This window comes from Pasteurella sp. XG20, from assembly GCF_018968665.1.
Classification (GTDB): domain Bacteria; phylum Pseudomonadota; class Gammaproteobacteria; order Enterobacterales; family Pasteurellaceae; genus Pasteurella; species Pasteurella multocida.
This window is the reverse complement of the sequence record NZ_CP076656.1, coordinates 1,524,123-1,539,978: the sequence shown is the minus strand read 5'-3', so window position 1 is coordinate 1,539,978 and position 15,856 is coordinate 1,524,123. Positions and strand designations below refer to the sequence as shown.

12 protein-coding genes and 1 pseudogene are annotated in these 15,856 nt (G+C 41.3%); 6 read left to right on the top strand and 7 right to left on the bottom strand.

The features are described 5' to 3' along the window. Window positions 1-33: 33 nt before the first annotated feature. The 3 genes from KPF51_RS07045 to KPF51_RS07035 form a co-directional block, all read right to left on the bottom strand. Window positions 34-1,689: a phospho-sugar mutase gene (locus tag KPF51_RS07045; RefSeq protein WP_005723244.1), complete on the bottom strand. Its 1,656-nt coding sequence runs from the start codon at window positions 1,687-1,689 to the stop codon at window positions 34-36. 197 nt (window positions 1,690-1,886) lie between these two features. Next, the gene (locus KPF51_RS07040; protein WP_005723242.1) at window positions 1,887-2,441 is read right to left on the bottom strand and encodes a DUF5358 domain-containing protein; all 555 of its coding nucleotides are present in this window, start codon (window positions 2,439-2,441) and stop codon (window positions 1,887-1,889) included. A 146-nt stretch (window positions 2,442-2,587) separates the two neighbouring features. Further along, window positions 2,588-4,345 carry an ABC transporter ATP-binding protein/permease gene (locus KPF51_RS07035; protein WP_061405891.1) on the bottom strand — a complete coding sequence of 586 codons (1,758 nt, stop codon included), beginning with the start codon at window positions 4,343-4,345 and terminating at the stop codon, window positions 2,588-2,590. Between the two features lie 184 nt (window positions 4,346-4,529). Here KPF51_RS07035 and KPF51_RS07030 point away from each other — a divergent pair, with 184 nt between their 5' ends. Beyond that, the gene (locus KPF51_RS07030; RefSeq protein WP_005723238.1) at window positions 4,530-6,191 is read left to right on the top strand and encodes a putative transporter; all 1,662 of its coding nucleotides are present in this window, start codon (window positions 4,530-4,532) and stop codon (window positions 6,189-6,191) included. Between the two features lie 48 nt (window positions 6,192-6,239). On the opposite strand, the gene KPF51_RS07025 is transcribed toward KPF51_RS07030, so the two are convergent. Then, complete coding sequence (locus tag KPF51_RS07025; RefSeq protein ID WP_005723236.1) at window positions 6,240-6,530, bottom strand: YfcZ/YiiS family protein; 291 nt, start codon at window positions 6,528-6,530, stop codon at window positions 6,240-6,242. Window positions 6,531-6,774: 244 nt separating this feature from the next. Here KPF51_RS07025 and KPF51_RS07020 point away from each other — a divergent pair, with 244 nt between their 5' ends. From KPF51_RS07020 to KPF51_RS07005, 4 genes are all read left to right on the top strand, one after another. Beyond that, window positions 6,775-8,049 carry an outer membrane protein transport protein gene (locus tag KPF51_RS07020; RefSeq protein ID WP_046333826.1) on the top strand — a complete coding sequence of 425 codons (1,275 nt, stop codon included), beginning with the start codon at window positions 6,775-6,777 and terminating at the stop codon, window positions 8,047-8,049. Between the two features lie 62 nt (window positions 8,050-8,111). Then, window positions 8,112-8,654, top strand: coding sequence for a methylated-DNA--[protein]-cysteine S-methyltransferase (locus tag KPF51_RS07015; RefSeq protein WP_064661148.1), 543 nt, complete (start codon window positions 8,112-8,114; stop codon window positions 8,652-8,654). 9 nt (window positions 8,655-8,663) lie between these two features. Further along, a complete protein-coding gene (gene mutH, locus KPF51_RS07010) occupies window positions 8,664-9,332 on the top strand; it encodes a DNA mismatch repair endonuclease MutH (protein WP_005757181.1) in 669 nt (222 codons plus the stop codon). Between the two features lie 65 nt (window positions 9,333-9,397). Continuing rightward, on the top strand, window positions 9,398-10,126 hold the full coding sequence (locus tag KPF51_RS07005) for a TerC family protein (RefSeq protein ID WP_005717387.1): 729 nt from the start codon (window positions 9,398-9,400) through the stop codon (window positions 10,124-10,126). Window positions 10,127-10,179: 53 nt separating this feature from the next. Here KPF51_RS07005 and polA read toward each other — a convergent pair whose 3' ends face one another. Further along, window positions 10,180-12,972: a DNA polymerase I gene (polA, locus tag KPF51_RS07000; RefSeq protein WP_061405893.1), complete on the bottom strand. Its 2,793-nt coding sequence runs from the start codon at window positions 12,970-12,972 to the stop codon at window positions 10,180-10,182. Between the two features lie 246 nt (window positions 12,973-13,218). On the opposite strand from polA, the pseudogene KPF51_RS06995 reads away from it, so the two are divergent. Continuing rightward, window positions 13,219-14,037: pseudogene (locus tag KPF51_RS06995) on the top strand (5'-nucleotidase, lipoprotein e(P4) family). A gap of 61 nt (window positions 14,038-14,098) precedes the next feature. Here the strand turns inward: KPF51_RS06995 and KPF51_RS06990 are convergent. After that, window positions 14,099-14,617, bottom strand: a complete 519-nt coding sequence (locus tag KPF51_RS06990) for an MltR family transcriptional regulator (RefSeq protein WP_005723216.1) — start codon at window positions 14,615-14,617, stop codon at window positions 14,099-14,101. A 42-nt stretch (window positions 14,618-14,659) separates the two neighbouring features. After that, complete coding sequence (locus tag KPF51_RS06985; protein ID WP_005723214.1) at window positions 14,660-15,817, bottom strand: mannitol-1-phosphate 5-dehydrogenase; 1,158 nt, start codon at window positions 15,815-15,817, stop codon at window positions 14,660-14,662. Between the last annotated feature and the right edge of the window lie 39 nt (window positions 15,818-15,856).

Below are 15,856 nucleotides of genomic sequence, written 5' to 3'. Positions count from 1 at the left end.
AGTGTACTGTGCCATTTTGTAGCTTAAGTCAGATTAGCAATCCTGCTTACCAAATTCATCTTGACGTAAAATGTGACGAACACTTTCATCAAATTGGGCTAACACTTGCTCAGCATCTTTTGGATCTTTCCCTTTCGCATCGAGGTAGAACTTGATTTTTGGTTCTGTACCAGATGGGCGTACGATCAAACGACTACCATTTTCAAGAACGAACACTAAAATATCACTTTGGCGATCGGTTTTGGTGTGATCCAAGAATTGTGCGACTTTGAAACCACCGATATCGCTTGGTGGATTTTGACGCAGTGCACTCATTAATTTGCCAATTTCAGATAAGTCATCAACACGAATCGAGATTTGTCCACTCACATAAGCACCAAATTCTTGGGTGAATTCATCGGCATAGTCGGCGAGTGTTTTGCCTTGTTTTTTCAAGTAACGTACTAAATCTAAAAACGAAATAGCGGCAGAAATACCGTCTTTATCACGGACTTTGTCTGGGTCAACTAAATAACCTAATGCTTCTTCAAAGCCGAATAATAACCCATCGACTTTACCAATATATTTAAAGCCAGTGAGTGTTTCTTCTGATTGGAAACCGTATTTTTTCGCAATCTCAGCCAGTGCTGGCGAAGAAACTAATGAACAAGCAAGAATGCCTTTTTGTCCTTGTGCATGATATTGTTTCGCTAAGTACCAACCTAAGAAACAACCGACCACATTACCATGCAACGGTTTCCAGTTGCCTTCTACATCTGGTACCGCGACGGCTAAGCGGTCAGCATCTGGGTCATTGGCAATGATAAATTCGGCATTTTTCTCTTTCGCTACTTTAATGGCTAAGTCTAATGCGCCTTTTTCTTCTGGATTCGGGAAGTTTACTGTTGGGAACGTGCCATCTGGCCACACTTGCTCCGCCACTAAATGTGGTTGTGGTAAACCTGCTTTAGCTAACGTTTTGCTCAATACTTCATAGCCGACACCGTGCATTGCGGTATAGACATAATTAATGTCTGTTTGGGGTTCTTTGGCAAGGCTAGCTGTTTTCGCAATGTAGGCATCAACGACTTCGTCATCCAGTACGATAAAATCTTGGCTACGTGGTAAATCTTTAATGGAGCCAGCCGCCACTTTATCAATCAGTTTAGCGATGTCTTGGTCTGCTGGAGAAACAATTTGACCGCCACCATTGGCTTTACCTAAATAGACTTTATAGCCATTATCTTCTGGTGGGTTATGACTTGCGGTCACCATGACCCCCGCTGTGGTATCAAAATATTTGATCGCATAAGCAAGGACTGGGGTTGGCAATTTACGTGGTAATAAGTAGGCTTTGATGCCTGCGCCTGCCATAATTTCGGCAGTATCGCGTGCAAATACATCTGAATTTTTACGCCCGTCATAGCCAATGACAATGGAAGGGGTTTTATCATAGTCTTTTAAATAATCGGCTAAGCCCCCCGCTGCTTGTGCAACTAACACGCGGTTCATCCCCATTGGTCCGGCTTGTAAACGACCACGTAAGCCTGCAGTACCAAACTGTAAACGGCCATCAAAGCGTGCATTTAATTCTGTGCTTGCTTTCGCATCCCCCGTTTTTGCCGCGTCAAGAAGTGCGGTAAGTTCTGCATGTGTTTCAGGATCAGGATCTTGTGCTAACCAATGTTGAGCAAGGGTAAAGATTGACATAAATTCTCCTTAATTTTATTAAAAATTATGCGGTATATAACATAGTTAGACTAGCCGAAAAAAAGCAAAATGAAAATGATCAAACTCAAATTATTTGAACTGAGTCACTTTGCAATCGATTATGTTTTTATTTGTGTGGAAGAGGCAGGCAAAGAAAAGGGAGACAGAGAGGAGATGATCCTCTCTGTGATGTCGCCTTATAATAACAAGGCGGCACCCCATTTAATGATGTCAAAGAAGAATTTATTTTGGTTGGTCGCAACACCGTCAGGGTTGTGTTTATCTTGGTTAAGTGGATTTTCTTCAGCCATGCCACTTTTATATTGACCTTTGACGACGGCAAGATCGTCTTTTGCTTGCATTCTCAATACACGACATGGTTCTTCTTCTAACGGTTTTTCTTGTCGTTGCTTAAATTTTTTGTATTGTAATATGGCATAACCCATGGACTTTTCATCTGCTTGGATCATTTTGACATATTGTTCGCCAATGATTTCTTCGAGTGGATAGAAAAAGACATATTGCGAATGGATATAGGCGTCTTCTTTGGAAAAATGTTCGCGTTGGATACGAGTTAAATTTGGGTAAATACATTGTTCTACTTGCGTACTGGCGATTGCCCAACGTCTGGCATCTTGATCAGAAAGCTCATAATCAAGATTGGCAAATTCGGCAGGAAATGTCGTAGGTTTTGTAGATAAACATGCCGAGAGCGAAAGCGTTGTCATGAGTAAAATCAATAGTCTTAACATATTACACCTTAAACAGGATAAAAATTGCGCGCGATTGTAGCAATAATCAGGCAATTAACAAAGTTTTTCATTTCGATATGAGGGCAAAAGTGCGGTGAGTTTTTGCTTTATTTCATAAGGCGTTGACTCCACAACGCCCTGTCTTGTTATTGAATGTGTAATTGCTGTGAATGGTGCGGAATTAACGTCGAACGGTGTCCAACACTGATCACAGTAATCTGAGGCAGTTCATCTTTCAGTAAGCGGTACATCGCATCTTCCAGTCCTTCATCCATGCTGGCAGTGGCTTCATCTAAGAAAACAACAGTAGGTTTATGCAATAAAATGCGAGCAAACGACAGACGTTGTTGTTCACCTAAAGAGAGTACCCGTGTCCAATCATTTTCTTGTTCTAGTTTATCGCTTAAATGCCCGAGTTGTACTTTCGCGAGTATGTCTATAACTTGTTGCTCATTCACGTCTTCAGGCGCCAGTTCAGGATAAAATAAGGCATCAAGTAGGCGACCTTGTGGCAAATAAGGTTTTTGAGAAAGAAACAGAGTATCTTGTTGTGGACGTTGAATTGTCCCACTGGCATAAGGCCATAGTCCCGCAATGGTTCTTAACAAGGTTGTTTTCCCTACACCAGAATGTCCTTGAATTAATAACCATGTACCGAGAGGAAATTGTAGGTTGAGCTTGTCAATTAAGGTTTTTCCTTGCGGGGTCTCTACGTTGAGATCATGAAAACCAATATCATGACGACTTTCTGTGAACACTAATTTGCTTGGGCGATTAGCCGCTTTAATCGCGCTATGAAAGCCGGTTAAACGATTTAACACCGCACGATAAGCGGCAAAGTCATCATAGGAATTACGGAAAAAAGACAACGAGGATTGTACTCGACCAAAAGCACTGGAGGTTTGCATTAAATCGCCCAGTGTGATTTGTTGACGAAAATAACGTGTCACTTGAATCACCAGCGGAAAAACCACCGAAATCTGCGTAATGATTAAGTTAAAACCGGATAATTTCAAGGTGCGGTAGATTACTTGCCAAACGTTATCAATCACCTGATTAAATTGTGTGGTCAATAGACGTTTTTCCATTTTTTCACCACGATAAAAGGCAATGCTTTCAGCATATTCTTTCAGACGGATAAGTGAATAACGGTAGTTAGCGTTTAAGCGTTCATTGGCAAAATTGAGCTGAATTAACGGGCGACCGATTTTAAATGCCACAATACTGCTAAACAGCACGTAAATAAAGACCAAAAAGACCATCGCGTGAGGAATTTCAATATTGGCAATGGTCATCGGTCCAGAGAGATTCCATAAAATAATAGTAAACGCAATGATTGAAACGATAGAAGAAATTAACCCCGTCGCAAAATCTAAGCTGGTCGACACAAAGGAACTCACGTCTTGTTGAATACGTTGATCGGGGTTATCTAATTGGGCTTCTACATATTGCGTTTTGTAATACGCCTGATTTTCTGTCCATTTATTGAGCATTCTATTGTTGAGCCACATTCGCCAGTGGATCAAAAAACGTTTACTCAAGTAGTAAGTCAGTAGAGCGTTCGTAATACTTGAACTGGCGATCACGGCAAATACCACCATTTGCTGCCAAAAGACGGTTTCATTCATGTCTTGTAATGATTTGTACAACGCGTTGTACCAGTTTGATACCAAAATATCGATACGCACTGAAAGCAAATTGAAAAACACAATAATCATAAAATAAAACAGTGGTAAGAGATTGTGTTTGGGGTGGAAATAGTCTTCCGCCAAAAGCCAAAACTGGCGACCCCATTGCGTGGTTTTTGCCAAGATATAAACGGTGAGAGGAAAGAGTAACGTTGTCAATGAAAGGCTTTTTAGTAACCAAATAAAAGAATCATATAATTCTTGTGACCAATCCATAGCTGTTCCAAATTGAAATAATGTTTAAAAAACAAGCCAGTATTGTTAAAAATTTTGACATTTTTAGCAAGAAAAATGTGATTACGGTTAAATTTTTAGTATTTCTTCAAGTTTTTAAAAAAAGAGATTGCTATAATTCATTTTAGTTATTTTTGTTAAATTTAAAATTGATATAGAGGTCAATATGAGTGATATCGCCATCACGATAAGCCTCCTTGCACTGGTTGCTGTCATTGGGTTGTGGATAGGACATTGGAAGATTCGAGGCGTGGGGTTAGGTATTGGCGGGGTATTATTTGGCGGGATTATTGTCGCCCATTTTACTAACCAATATGGTTTAAAGCTAGATGCACATACGATGCATTTTATTCAAGAGTTTGGTTTAATTTTATTCGTTTATACGATTGGGATTCAGGTGGGACCCGGTTTTTTCGCCTCATTACGTCAATCTGGTCTTAAGTTAAATGGCTTTGCAGCATTAATTGTTTTGCTGGGTTCACTGGCGGTGATTGTGATCCATAAGCTTGCTGATGTGCCATTGGATATTATTCTCGGGATTTATTCAGGTGCAGTGACGAATACGCCGTCGTTAGGGGCAGGGCAACAAATTCTTTCTGAATTAGGGCTTACGCAAACCACGTCAACTATGGGGATGGCGTATGCGATGGCTTATCCATTTGGTATCTGCGGGATTTTACTGAGTATGTGGTTAATCCGCTTATTTTTCCGCATTAAAATTGATGATGAAGCGAAAAATTTCCTGAAAGAAAGTGGGCAAGATAAAGAAACCCTTGGTTCGATAAATGTCAGAGTCACCAATCCGAATTTAGATGGGCTACGTTTAGTGGATATTCCCGGTTTTGATGAAAAAAGAGATGTGGTGTGTACGCGTTTAAAACGGGACGAGCATATTAGTGTGCCGCAAGCCAATACGATTATCCAGAAAGGTGACTTGTTACATTTGGTGGGTGAAATTCCTTTATTGCGTAAAATCAAATTGGTGTTAGGTGAAGAAGTCGATGTGCCTTTATCCAGTTTTACTGGGGATTTACGCTCCGATCGTATTGTGGTCACCAATGAAAAAGTTTTAGGCAAGAAAATTCGCGCGTTAGGTATTCATCAGAAATATGGCGTCGTGATTTCACGATTAAACCGAGCAGGGGTTGAGTTGGTGCCGACAGCGAATACCGCATTACAGTTTGGTGATGTGTTACATGTTGTTGGGCGCAGTGAAGTATTAAACCAAGCGGTTTCAATTCTCGGCAATGCGCAACAAAAATTACAACAAGTCCAAATGTTGCCTGTGTTTATTGGGATTGGCTTAGGGGTATTACTGGGTTCCATTCCTTTCCATATTCCCGGTTTTCCAGTGCCGCTTAAGCTCGGTTTAGCCGGTGGACCATTAGTGGTTGCGTTGATTTTGGCGCGTATTGGGAGCATTGGTAAACTGTATTGGTTTATGCCACCTAGCGCTAACTTAGCATTGCGTGAAATTGGGATCGTGTTATTCCTTGCAGTAGTGGGCTTAAAATCCGGAGGAAATTTTGTCGATACTTTAGTTAATGGAAGTGGGCTAGAATGGATGGTGTATGGGATTTTTATCACCTTTGTACCATTGATGATTGTTGGTATCGTGGCACGCTTATACGCGAAAATGAACTATTTAAGTTTGTGTGGCTTATTGGCGGGTTCGATGACCGATCCGCCAGCACTAGCCTTTGCAAATGCGATTAAAGAGGAAAGTGGTGCATCTGCGTTATCCTACGCAACGGTTTATCCGCTTGTGATGTTCTTACGGATTATTTCGCCTCAACTGTTAGCTATATTGCTGTGGACGTTACTGTAATCAACAAAAAACCGCACATCAAAGTGCGGTTTTTTTTTCGTTTCTTTTTTATCGTGTCGAAAGTTGGAAAATCATGGCTTCTGCTTGGCAGCTAAACACAAATTGTGCTTTAAGCAAGGCTCCTTGTTCTACGGCTGAAATATCACTTGTGATTTCGCAAGGATCGCTTTCTGCGGCTTTTGCTTTTTCAGTTAAATAAGCCAGTGCTTCTTCGGCTTGTGCTTGCGAGGCATATACTTGTTCAAATTCTACCGTACAGTCAGAACCATCAATAATAGTACCCACATCAACACAGCAACAGGCTTTGGCTTCTTCTGGATTGCATTTTAATTTACTCATACCTTTTCCTTCTAATTTTGATGAAATATTTAGCACATTTTATCACTGTTCCGCGGGCTCGTAAAATTTAACCCTGGTTTTTGTAAGGTAAAATCAATCATTCACACATCTATCTGACTGGTCTGAACTCTTGCTAAATCGAGCAAATACATTTGCACCCCTCTAGATACTTCTTTAGAATCCAAACGTTTTATTACAAATGTTTTATTATACAAATAACTTAAATAACAAAGGTCTCATAATTATGGCGAAAACTAGCAAATTTACTCAAACTCTTCTTGCTTCCGCGTTAGCGGTGGTCGCGGGTAGCGCTTCTGCTGCCGCTTTCCAACTAGCAGAAGTGTCAACATCCGGTTTAGGGCGTGCTTATGCGGGGGAAGCCGCGATTGCAGATAATGCGGCAGTGGTTGCCACGAACCCAGCATTAATGAGCTTATTGAAACAACCTGAAATTTCTGTTGGGGCAATTTATGTGGACCCAAATATTAATTTAACTTCACCAATGCCAGGGTTCGCCTATAAAAATATTGCGCCGAATGCGTTAGTTCCGACAGTGTATGGTGTGTATCCAATTAACGAAAAATTCGCTGTGGGCGGTGGATTGAATGTTAACTATGGTTTAGCCACCGAGTTTGATGACAAATATGCGGGCGGCTTTTTAGGCGGTAAAACCGATTTAACCGCAATTAACTTTAACTTAAGCGGTGCCTATCGTGTTACTGAGAAGTTCAGCGTTGGCTTAGGCTTAAACGCGGTGCATGCGAAAGCGAAACTTGAGCGTTATGCGGGGGCGTTAGCAAAACAAAAATTTCAGCAACTTGGTATGAAAGAAAATAGCATCATTTCAAAGCTACAAGGCGATAAATGGGGCTTTGGCTGGAATGCCGGCTTGGTATATGAATTTAATGAACATAACCGTATTGGTGTTGCCTATCATTCACAAGTGGATATTAACTTTAAAGGGCAGTATTCAAACCAATTCCCTGTAGCTGCAGCTCAGCAATTACAAGCTGCAGGCATTACTGCGACAGGTGGCAAAGAAATCCCGGGTACCTTACATTTACCGCTACCGGCTTACTGGGAAATTTCTGGTTATCACAAAATGACCGATCGTTTTGCAATGCACTATAGCTATAAATATACGCAATGGAGCAAATTTAAAGAATTACGTGCAAAAGGTACGGACGGTAAGACCTTATTTAGCAAAACAGAAGAGTTTCGTGATTCTTCACGTATTGCCCTTGGTGCGAGCTATGATGTAACCGATGCATTAACGGTACGTACGGGTATTGCGTATGATGAAAGTGCTGCAGATGAGCATAACACTATTTCTATTCCAGATACCGATCGTACTTGGTTTAGTGTGGGGGCCACTTACCACTTTACGCCAAATGTATCTATTGATGCCGGTTTTGCACACTTAAAAGGCAAGAAGAATACCTTTAAAGAAGAAGGGGTTCCATTTACTAGCAAAGCCAGTGCGAACCTTTATGGTTTAAACGTGAATTACCGTTTCTAATTGACAAAAAATCAAGCATAATAAAGCGTACTTCGGTACGCTTTTCTTCTTTAGAGGATGTTATGTCACCTGTTTATTATTGCTATGAGGATTCTCCGGTTGGGCGTTTATTGATGCTGTGTGAAGCGGAGAAACTTACGCATCTTGATTTTGTTGTCACGCAAGTTGCCCCTCGCCCCGATTGGATTTTAGATGAAAATCGACCGCTCTTTTTACAGGTTAAGCAAGCCTTGCGGGACTATTTTGCTAGGAAACGCGTGTGCTTTGGCTCGATTCCTTTCGCGCCTAAAGGTACGGCATTTCAGCAACGCGTTTGGTCTGCATTACAACAGTTAGCTTATGGTGAAAGCACGACTTATGGCGAGCTGGCTCAACGAATTGGTCAGCCGAAGGCGGTGCGTGCGGTTGGTGGGGCCGTTGGTCGTAATCCAATTAGCATTCTAATTCCTTGTCATCGTGTTTTAGGTAAACAACGTGAATTGACCGGTTTTGGTGGAGGCTTACCCATCAAACGCCATTTGTTGCAATTAGAACAAATTGACTATGTGGATCACGGGGTAGAGTTTGTAAAACCTAAACACCTCAAAAAATATCAGCAAAAATGACCGCACTTTATGACACCTCAAACTGAGCAAGAATTATTACAACGGGCACAGGCGATTGCAGGCTTACGCTTTGCCGATCTGGCACAAAGCCTGCATATGCCGGTTCCACCTGACTTAAAACGAGATAAAGGCTGGGTGGGTATGTTAATTGAAACCGCTCTCGGTGCAACCGCAGGCAGTAAAGCTGAGCAAGATTTTGCGCACTTGGGGATTGAGTTAAAAACGCTCCCGATTAATGCACAGGGGATGCCGTTAGAAACCACTTTTGTCAGCTTAGCGCCCTTAACGCAGAATGTGGGGGTCAGTTGGGAAAACTCACATGTTAGGCATAAGCTCAGTAAGGTACTGTGGATTTTAGTTGAGGGGGAAAGACAGATTCCGTTGTCTGAACGGCGTGTTGGGCAGCCGATTTTATGGCAGCCTTCAGCACAGCAAGAATTGCGCTTAAAGCGAGATTGGGAAGAGCTAATGGAATATATTAGCTTAGGCAAGCTTGAGCAGATTAATGCGACCTTAGGCGAGGTGCTACAGCTTCGTCCGAAAGGGGCAAACAGTAAAGCGTTGACCCGTGGAATTGGCAAACACGGTGAAATGATTGATACGTTACCTTTAGGCTTTTATTTACGTAAAACCTTTACTGCGGAAATTTTACAACAATTTTTGCTTGGCACGGGGTAATTGACTTGGTGTCTTTGCACAAAATGATATGATTTATCTCATTTTTATGAAAAAAGGAACAGACTATGTTTGAATGGCTTGCGAGTCCGGAGGCTTGGGTTGCACTTTTTACCTTAGCTGCTTTAGAAATTGTGTTAGGGATTGATAACATCATTTTCATTAGTATTTTGGTTGGGCGTTTACCCGAACATCAACGCCAATCCGGACGCTTGATTGGGCTCGGTTTGGCAATGGGAATGCGAATTTTATTATTGCTTTCTCTTTCTTGGGTCATGTCGTTGACGGCGACCTTATTTACCGTATTAGGGGAGGCGATCTCAGGGCGTGATTTAATTTTATTGATTGGTGGCTTATTCCTAGTAGCAAAAAGTACCCATGAAATTCACCATGCCATGATGCCAGAAGAAGAAAATGAGGAAGAGAAACCAAAAACAGTAAGCTTTTTAGGCATCTTAACGCAGATTGCGATTTTGGATATTGTGTTCTCACTGGATTCGGTGATTACGGCAGTAGGCATGGTAGATCAAGTGGGCGTGATGATTGTGGCGATTGTGATGGCTGTTGGGGTAATGATGTTTGCAGCGAAACCAATCGGGGATTTTGTTGAAACGCATCCAACCTTGAAAGTCCTTGCTCTGTCTTTCTTAATCTTAATTGGTGTGGCATTGATTGGGGAGAGTTTAGATTTCCACATTCCGAAAGGTTATATTTACTTTGCGATGGGCTTCTCCGTGGTGGTTGAAATGATCAACATTAAAATGCGTAAAAAGCTCATTAAAAAACCGAGTGTGTGAGAGAACACAAAAATGGCAAGCCCGAGTCGCTTGCCATATTATTTGGGGTGAGGTTAATGTGCCTCGTCCCAGTTTTTACCCACACCCACATCTACAATCAGCGGTACCACAAGTTGAGCAGCTTGTTCCATCGTGGTTTTGATGATCGTGCGAAAGTGTTCGATTTTATCTGTGCGTACTTCAAAGACCAATTCATCGTGTACTTGCATGATCATTTTAATGTCAGGTTGTCCTGCGATTTCACGATCTAAAGTAATCATTGCACGTTTAATGATATCTGCCGCTGTCCCTTGCATTGGCGCGTTGATGGCAACCCGTTCAGCCGCTTTGCGACGAATGGCATTGGAAGATTGGATATCAGGTAAATATAAGCGTCGGTCAAACAAGGTTGTTACATAACCTTGTGCTTTGGCTGTTTCGCGAATGTCATGCATAAAGGCTTGTACACCGGGGTAACGTTGGAAATACAAGTCCATGTATTTTTGTGCTTCATGACGTGGAATGCCTAATTGACGAGAAAGTCCAAATGAACTCATGCCATAAATTAAACCAAAGTTAATGGCTTTGGCGCTACGACGTTGTTCACTGCTAACTTGCGCTAATGGAATGCCAAAGATCTCTGCCGCTGTTGAACGGTGAATATCTTTTCCTTCATTAAATGCGTTAATTAGCCCTTTATCTTGCGATAAGTGAGCCATGATTCGCAGTTCAATTTGGGAATAGTCCGCGGCCATAATTTGATAGCCTTCAGGTGCAATAAAGGCTTGACGAATGCGGCGCCCTTCCTCGTTGCGAATCGGAATATTTTGTAAATTGGGATCACTCGATGAAAGACGGCCTGTGGCGGTTACCGCCTGATGATAGGAAGTATGTACACGTCCCGTGTCTTTATTCACCATGAGCGGTAATTTGTCAGTATAAGTGGATTTTAATTTACTTAATCCACGATGCTCCACAAGAATTTTTGGCAAGGCGTGCTCGTAGGCAAGCTCTTCTAAGACTTCTTCATTCGTTGATGGCGCGCCTTTAGGCGTTTTCTTCAAGACAGGTAAGCCTAATTTATCGAACAGGATCTCTTGCAACTGTTTGGTTGAGGCCAAATTAAATTGTTGTCCAGCCAATTCATACGCCTGTTGTTCAAGTGCGGTCAATCTTACGCCAATTTGTTGCGACTGACTAAACAGTGCGTCACTATCAATGAGCACGCCATGACGTTCAATACGTGAAAGCACCGAAGCTAAAGGCAGTTCCATGGTTTGATATAACTTCACTAATTCAGGCTGTGCTGCCACTTTTTCCCATAAGACCTGCTGTAATTTCATGGTAATATCGGCATCTTCTGCCGCATATTCCGCCGCTTGTTCAAGTGGTATTTGATTAAAGGTGAGCTGAGCTTTGCCTTTACCCGCGATATCTTCAAAGTGAATTGTTTGGTGACCTAAATAACGTTTGGCTAATTCATCCATATTATGGCGCCCAGTACTGTCTAACACATAAGACAGTAACATGGTGTCATAGCTCACGCCTTGTACTTCAATACCGTGACGAGCAAAGATACTTAAATCGTACTTAATATTTTGTCCTACTTTATGGATTTCAGGGTTCTCTAAAACAGGTTTAAGCAAAGAAAGTGCGGTCTGAAAATCTACTTGCTGAGGTGCGCCAAGATAATCATGGCGTAATGGTAAATAAGCAGCTTCACCATTCTCTAACGCAAAAGATACCCCGACTAAATGAGCCACCATATAGTCTAAACTGTCTGTTTCAGTATCAATTGCAATACATTTGGCTTGATTAAGCTTGTCTATCCAGCGCTTCAATTCACTGAGTTCGAGAAGACATTGGTATTGGCTACGGTCAATTTGGACAGAAACGGTATTTTCTCTCTCATTTGCACTTGGAGTGGCTTGGTAAGGATTGATCTTCACTGCCTGTTCCGATCCATTGGTGACGGAGCTTTCTCCTCCATTCATCACTTCGTTAAGCCAGCGCTTAAATTCATAACGAGCAAAATATTCAATTAACGCATCTTTATTCGCAACACCAAAAGTCAGTTGTTCTGGACTGACATCCAGTGCAACATCGGTTTTAATGGTGGCGAGTAGATAAGATAAATCAGCGAGATCTTTTGCCTCGGCTAATTTTGCTCCTAATGTTTTGGCGCCACGTAGGGATAAACTGGCGACTTTGTCTAAATTTGCATAAATCTCAGCCATGCTACCTATGCCTTGTAGCAGACCTAACGCCGTTTTTTCACCTACGCCTGGAATTCCCGGAATATTATCTGAGCTATCGCCCATTAACGCGAGGTAATCAATGATTAATTCCGGAGGCAGACCATATTTTTCAAGTACTCCCTCGCGATCTAATAAAGTGTTGTTCATGGTGTTAATGAGCATAATATTCTCATCAACAAGCTGCGCCATGTCTTTGTCACCGGTACTAATTAAGACTTTTTTTCCGGCACGAGAGGCTTGCACCGCAAGGGTACCAATGACGTCATCGGCTTCCACACCTTCTACCACTAACAAAGGAATGCCTAAGGCCCGAATAATATTGTGCAGTGGCAGAATTTGACTGCGTAATTCCTCAGGCATTGGGGGACGATGAGATTTGTATTGTTCAAATATTTCATCACGAAAGGTTTTGCCCTTCGCATCAAAAACCACGGCAATATGGCTTGGTTGTACTTGTGAAATGAGGCTTTTTAACATATTTAATACACCGTACATTGCGCCAGTTGGCTCATTTAATGAGTTCGTTAAAGGCGGAAATGCGTGAAATGCGCGGTATAGATACGAAGAACCATCCACTAAGACTAAAGGGTTTTCTGCGATTTTTGCCATAAATTATCCGTTTATTTAATGAAAAGAGGTTGCCATTATAACGTAAAACAGCAAGAAGGCGTTCAAAAAGCATAAGCTTTTCGATTTCGTGTGGTTGATGTTGCAGTAGCGGATGTAAAAATAATCACATTGAATAAAAAATATGTGATCTTAGTCACATTCAACGCGCTGATTTATGACAATAGGAGAATGAATTTGTTACATTAATAACCTCATCGTCAGAATGGAATTTTCAAGGAGAATACAATGAAGCAATTTAAATTATCAGTTATTGCCGTGAGTTCGCTCGTTTTATTAGCGGCTTGTTCAAATCAACAAGCAGTCGAGCAAGCCAATCAAGCAAAATTACAGCAACAAGTGGCAATGGGGTTAATTTGGACGCAACAGTCGGGCGAATATGCAGCATTAGCACACCAAGCGTTTAACTCTGCCAAAATGGCATTTGACCATGCAAAAGCGAAAAAAGGTAAGAAAAAAGCCGTGGTGGTGGATTTAGATGAAACCATGATTGATAACAGTGCTTATGCAGGGTGGCAAGTACAAAGTGGACAAGGTTTTTCACCGAAAACATGGACAAAATGGGTTGACGCGAGACAATCCGCAGCGATTCCGGGCGCAGTGGAGTTCTCTAATTATGTCAATGCCAATGGCGGTACGATGTTCTTCGTTTCTAACCGTCGTGATGATGTAGAAAAAGCAGGGACAGTGGATGATATGAAACGTCTTGGTTTCACTGGGGTGAATGATAAAACCTTGTTGTTGAAAAAAGATAAATCCAACAAATCTGTACGTTTCAAACAAGTTGAAGATATGGGTTATGACATCGTGTTATTTGTGGGCGATAACTTAAACGATTTTGGTGATGCAACTTACAAAAAATCCAATGCAGAGCGCCGTGATTTCGTAGCGAAAAATAGCAAAGCCTTTGGTAAAAAATTCATCGTGTTACCAAATACCTAATATGGTGACTGGGAAGGTGGCTTAGATAAGAACTACTTCAAAGGCGACTCACAAAGTAAATTAGATGTCCGTGCTAAAGCAATTCATGCTTGGGATGGTAAATAATTTTCATTTCTTTTGAACAAAAATGCGATGAAATGAATTCATCGCATTTTTTATGTTTGCTTCACAATGGACTTTCGATTTGGAGTTGCTCGTAAATTTCAGTGATTGCTAAGGTGAGATAAGAACGAATCAATTTTTCTCGACGTAAGGCTTTGACTTGATAGAGCAGTGAGTCGGGGTTTTCGTCTTTTTCCATCGGAAAATTGAGCAAGGATTTATCATTTTGACAGCTTAACTGTTGGATAAAATCAATAATAATAAGATCGGCAAAATCGTATTCTTTTTCATCGTTATTCAGCTTTTCTTTAATCTCAATAAAATGGCTGATATCGCTAAACACATGATGCTCGATAATCCCTAAACCTAATAAGACTTTTAAACGAATCGATAAATCGCAGAGCGGTCCAGAATTAGATAATAATGAGTCAACTACAGATTTGACGGCAAAATCTGTTTTACGAAAAACGCGATTAATAAGTTGATCAACCGCTTCGTCAAAAATCGCGACAGAAGCCGTAATGAAACCACGAATTGAGGTGGCTTCATTGAGTTTTTCATAAATGGGATCGACTGACTGCACTCGTTATCCTTTTCTAGACCGAATTAAGACCGCATTGGCACTTTAGTTTTTTTGCAAGGCATTATAAGCAGTTACGATTTGTTGCACAATGTTTGATTCTGTCAGTTCAGTGATTTTTTTCACCGCACTTTCGAGCGCATCTTGCTGTAAAAGTTGAGCTAATTCAACTGCTTGTGGATCACTCTCATTGCGATAGGCTAAGGCACTAGCAATGGTTTGAATTAAATGTTGATTTGGTAATCCATATTCTAAGGTGCCACGTAATGGTTTGATTAAACGATCGTTATAGCTGAGTTTTCGTAAAGGTTCTCTGCCCACACGATCAACATCATCTTGTAAATACGGATTGGCAAAACGCTTCAGGATTTTTTCAATGTAAGCCGCGTGGGCATGAGGATCAAAACCATAACGTTTAATTAATACGGCACCACTTTCTTGCATCGTGGCTTTAACGGCTTCCCTGATATCTGGATCATCAATGCTGTCTTTGACAAATTGGTGACCTTTTAATTTGCCTAAATAGGCGGTAGTGGCGTGTCCAGTATTTAATGTAAACAGTTTGCGCTCAACAAATGCCATTAAATTATCCGTTTGCTCCATACCAGTAATAGCTGGAATTGTACCTTTAAATTGGGTTTTATCTACAATCCATTCACTGAACTCTTCAACTGTCACTAATAACGGGTTGGCGGGATCAAACTGTACTGGCGGCACGATGCGATCAACGGCAGAATCAACAAAGCCAATCTGTGTTTCCGCTTGTTGCTGTTCTTCAGGGGTGAGATAAGAGAACACATTGTCTTTTAAAAAGCTGGTACCTCGCACCATATTTTCACATGCAATAATATTTAATGGGCGGGTATTTCCTGCACGAAAACGTGCGCTTAAGCCTTTTGCAATAGTGCTTGAAATGATTTTTAATACATTAGGTCCCACCGCGGTGGTCACTAAATCAACTTCAGTAAAGCATGCAATAATATCCGCCTCATTTTTAGAATTGACTCCTGTGACGTTTGACACGGTTTCAATCACATTCAGGCGATCGCCAACAATTTTGACTGGATAAGCCCGTTGTGTTTTGAGTTGCTCAATAACATGATCATTGACATCGGCAAAGATGACTTGAATACCACTATCAGCTAATAATTTTCCGATAAATCCACGTCCAATATTACCCGCACCAAAATGTAATGCTTTCATCGCTTACTCCAAAAATAAGAAAAGAGTTTAAATAAACAT

Excerpts from the sequence above, each read along its gene's own strand:
- KPF51_RS07045 (WP_005723244.1), bottom strand. The coding sequence starts at position 1,689 with ATGTCAATCTTTACCCTTGCTCAACATTGGTTAGCACAAGATCCTGAT.
- KPF51_RS07040 (WP_005723242.1), bottom strand. The coding sequence starts at position 2,441 with ATGTTAAGACTATTGATTTTACTCATGACAACGCTTTCGCTCTCGGCA.
- KPF51_RS07035 (WP_061405891.1), bottom strand. The coding sequence starts at position 4,345 with ATGGATTGGTCACAAGAATTATATGATTCTTTTATTTGGTTACTAAAA.
- KPF51_RS07030 (WP_005723238.1), top strand. The coding sequence starts at position 4,530 with ATGAGTGATATCGCCATCACGATAAGCCTCCTTGCACTGGTTGCTGTC.
- KPF51_RS07025 (WP_005723236.1), bottom strand. The coding sequence starts at position 6,530 with ATGAGTAAATTAAAATGCAATCCAGAAGAAGCCAAAGCCTGTTGCTGT.
- KPF51_RS07020 (WP_046333826.1), top strand. The coding sequence starts at position 6,775 with ATGGCGAAAACTAGCAAATTTACTCAAACTCTTCTTGCTTCCGCGTTA.
- KPF51_RS07015 (WP_064661148.1), top strand. The coding sequence starts at position 8,112 with ATGTCACCTGTTTATTATTGCTATGAGGATTCTCCGGTTGGGCGTTTA.
- mutH (WP_005757181.1), top strand. The coding sequence starts at position 8,664 with ATGACACCTCAAACTGAGCAAGAATTATTACAACGGGCACAGGCGATT.
- KPF51_RS07005 (WP_005717387.1), top strand. The coding sequence starts at position 9,398 with ATGTTTGAATGGCTTGCGAGTCCGGAGGCTTGGGTTGCACTTTTTACC.
- polA (WP_061405893.1), bottom strand. The coding sequence starts at position 12,972 with ATGGCAAAAATCGCAGAAAACCCTTTAGTCTTAGTGGATGGTTCTTCG.
- KPF51_RS06985 (WP_005723214.1), bottom strand. The coding sequence starts at position 15,817 with ATGAAAGCATTACATTTTGGTGCGGGTAATATTGGACGTGGATTTATC.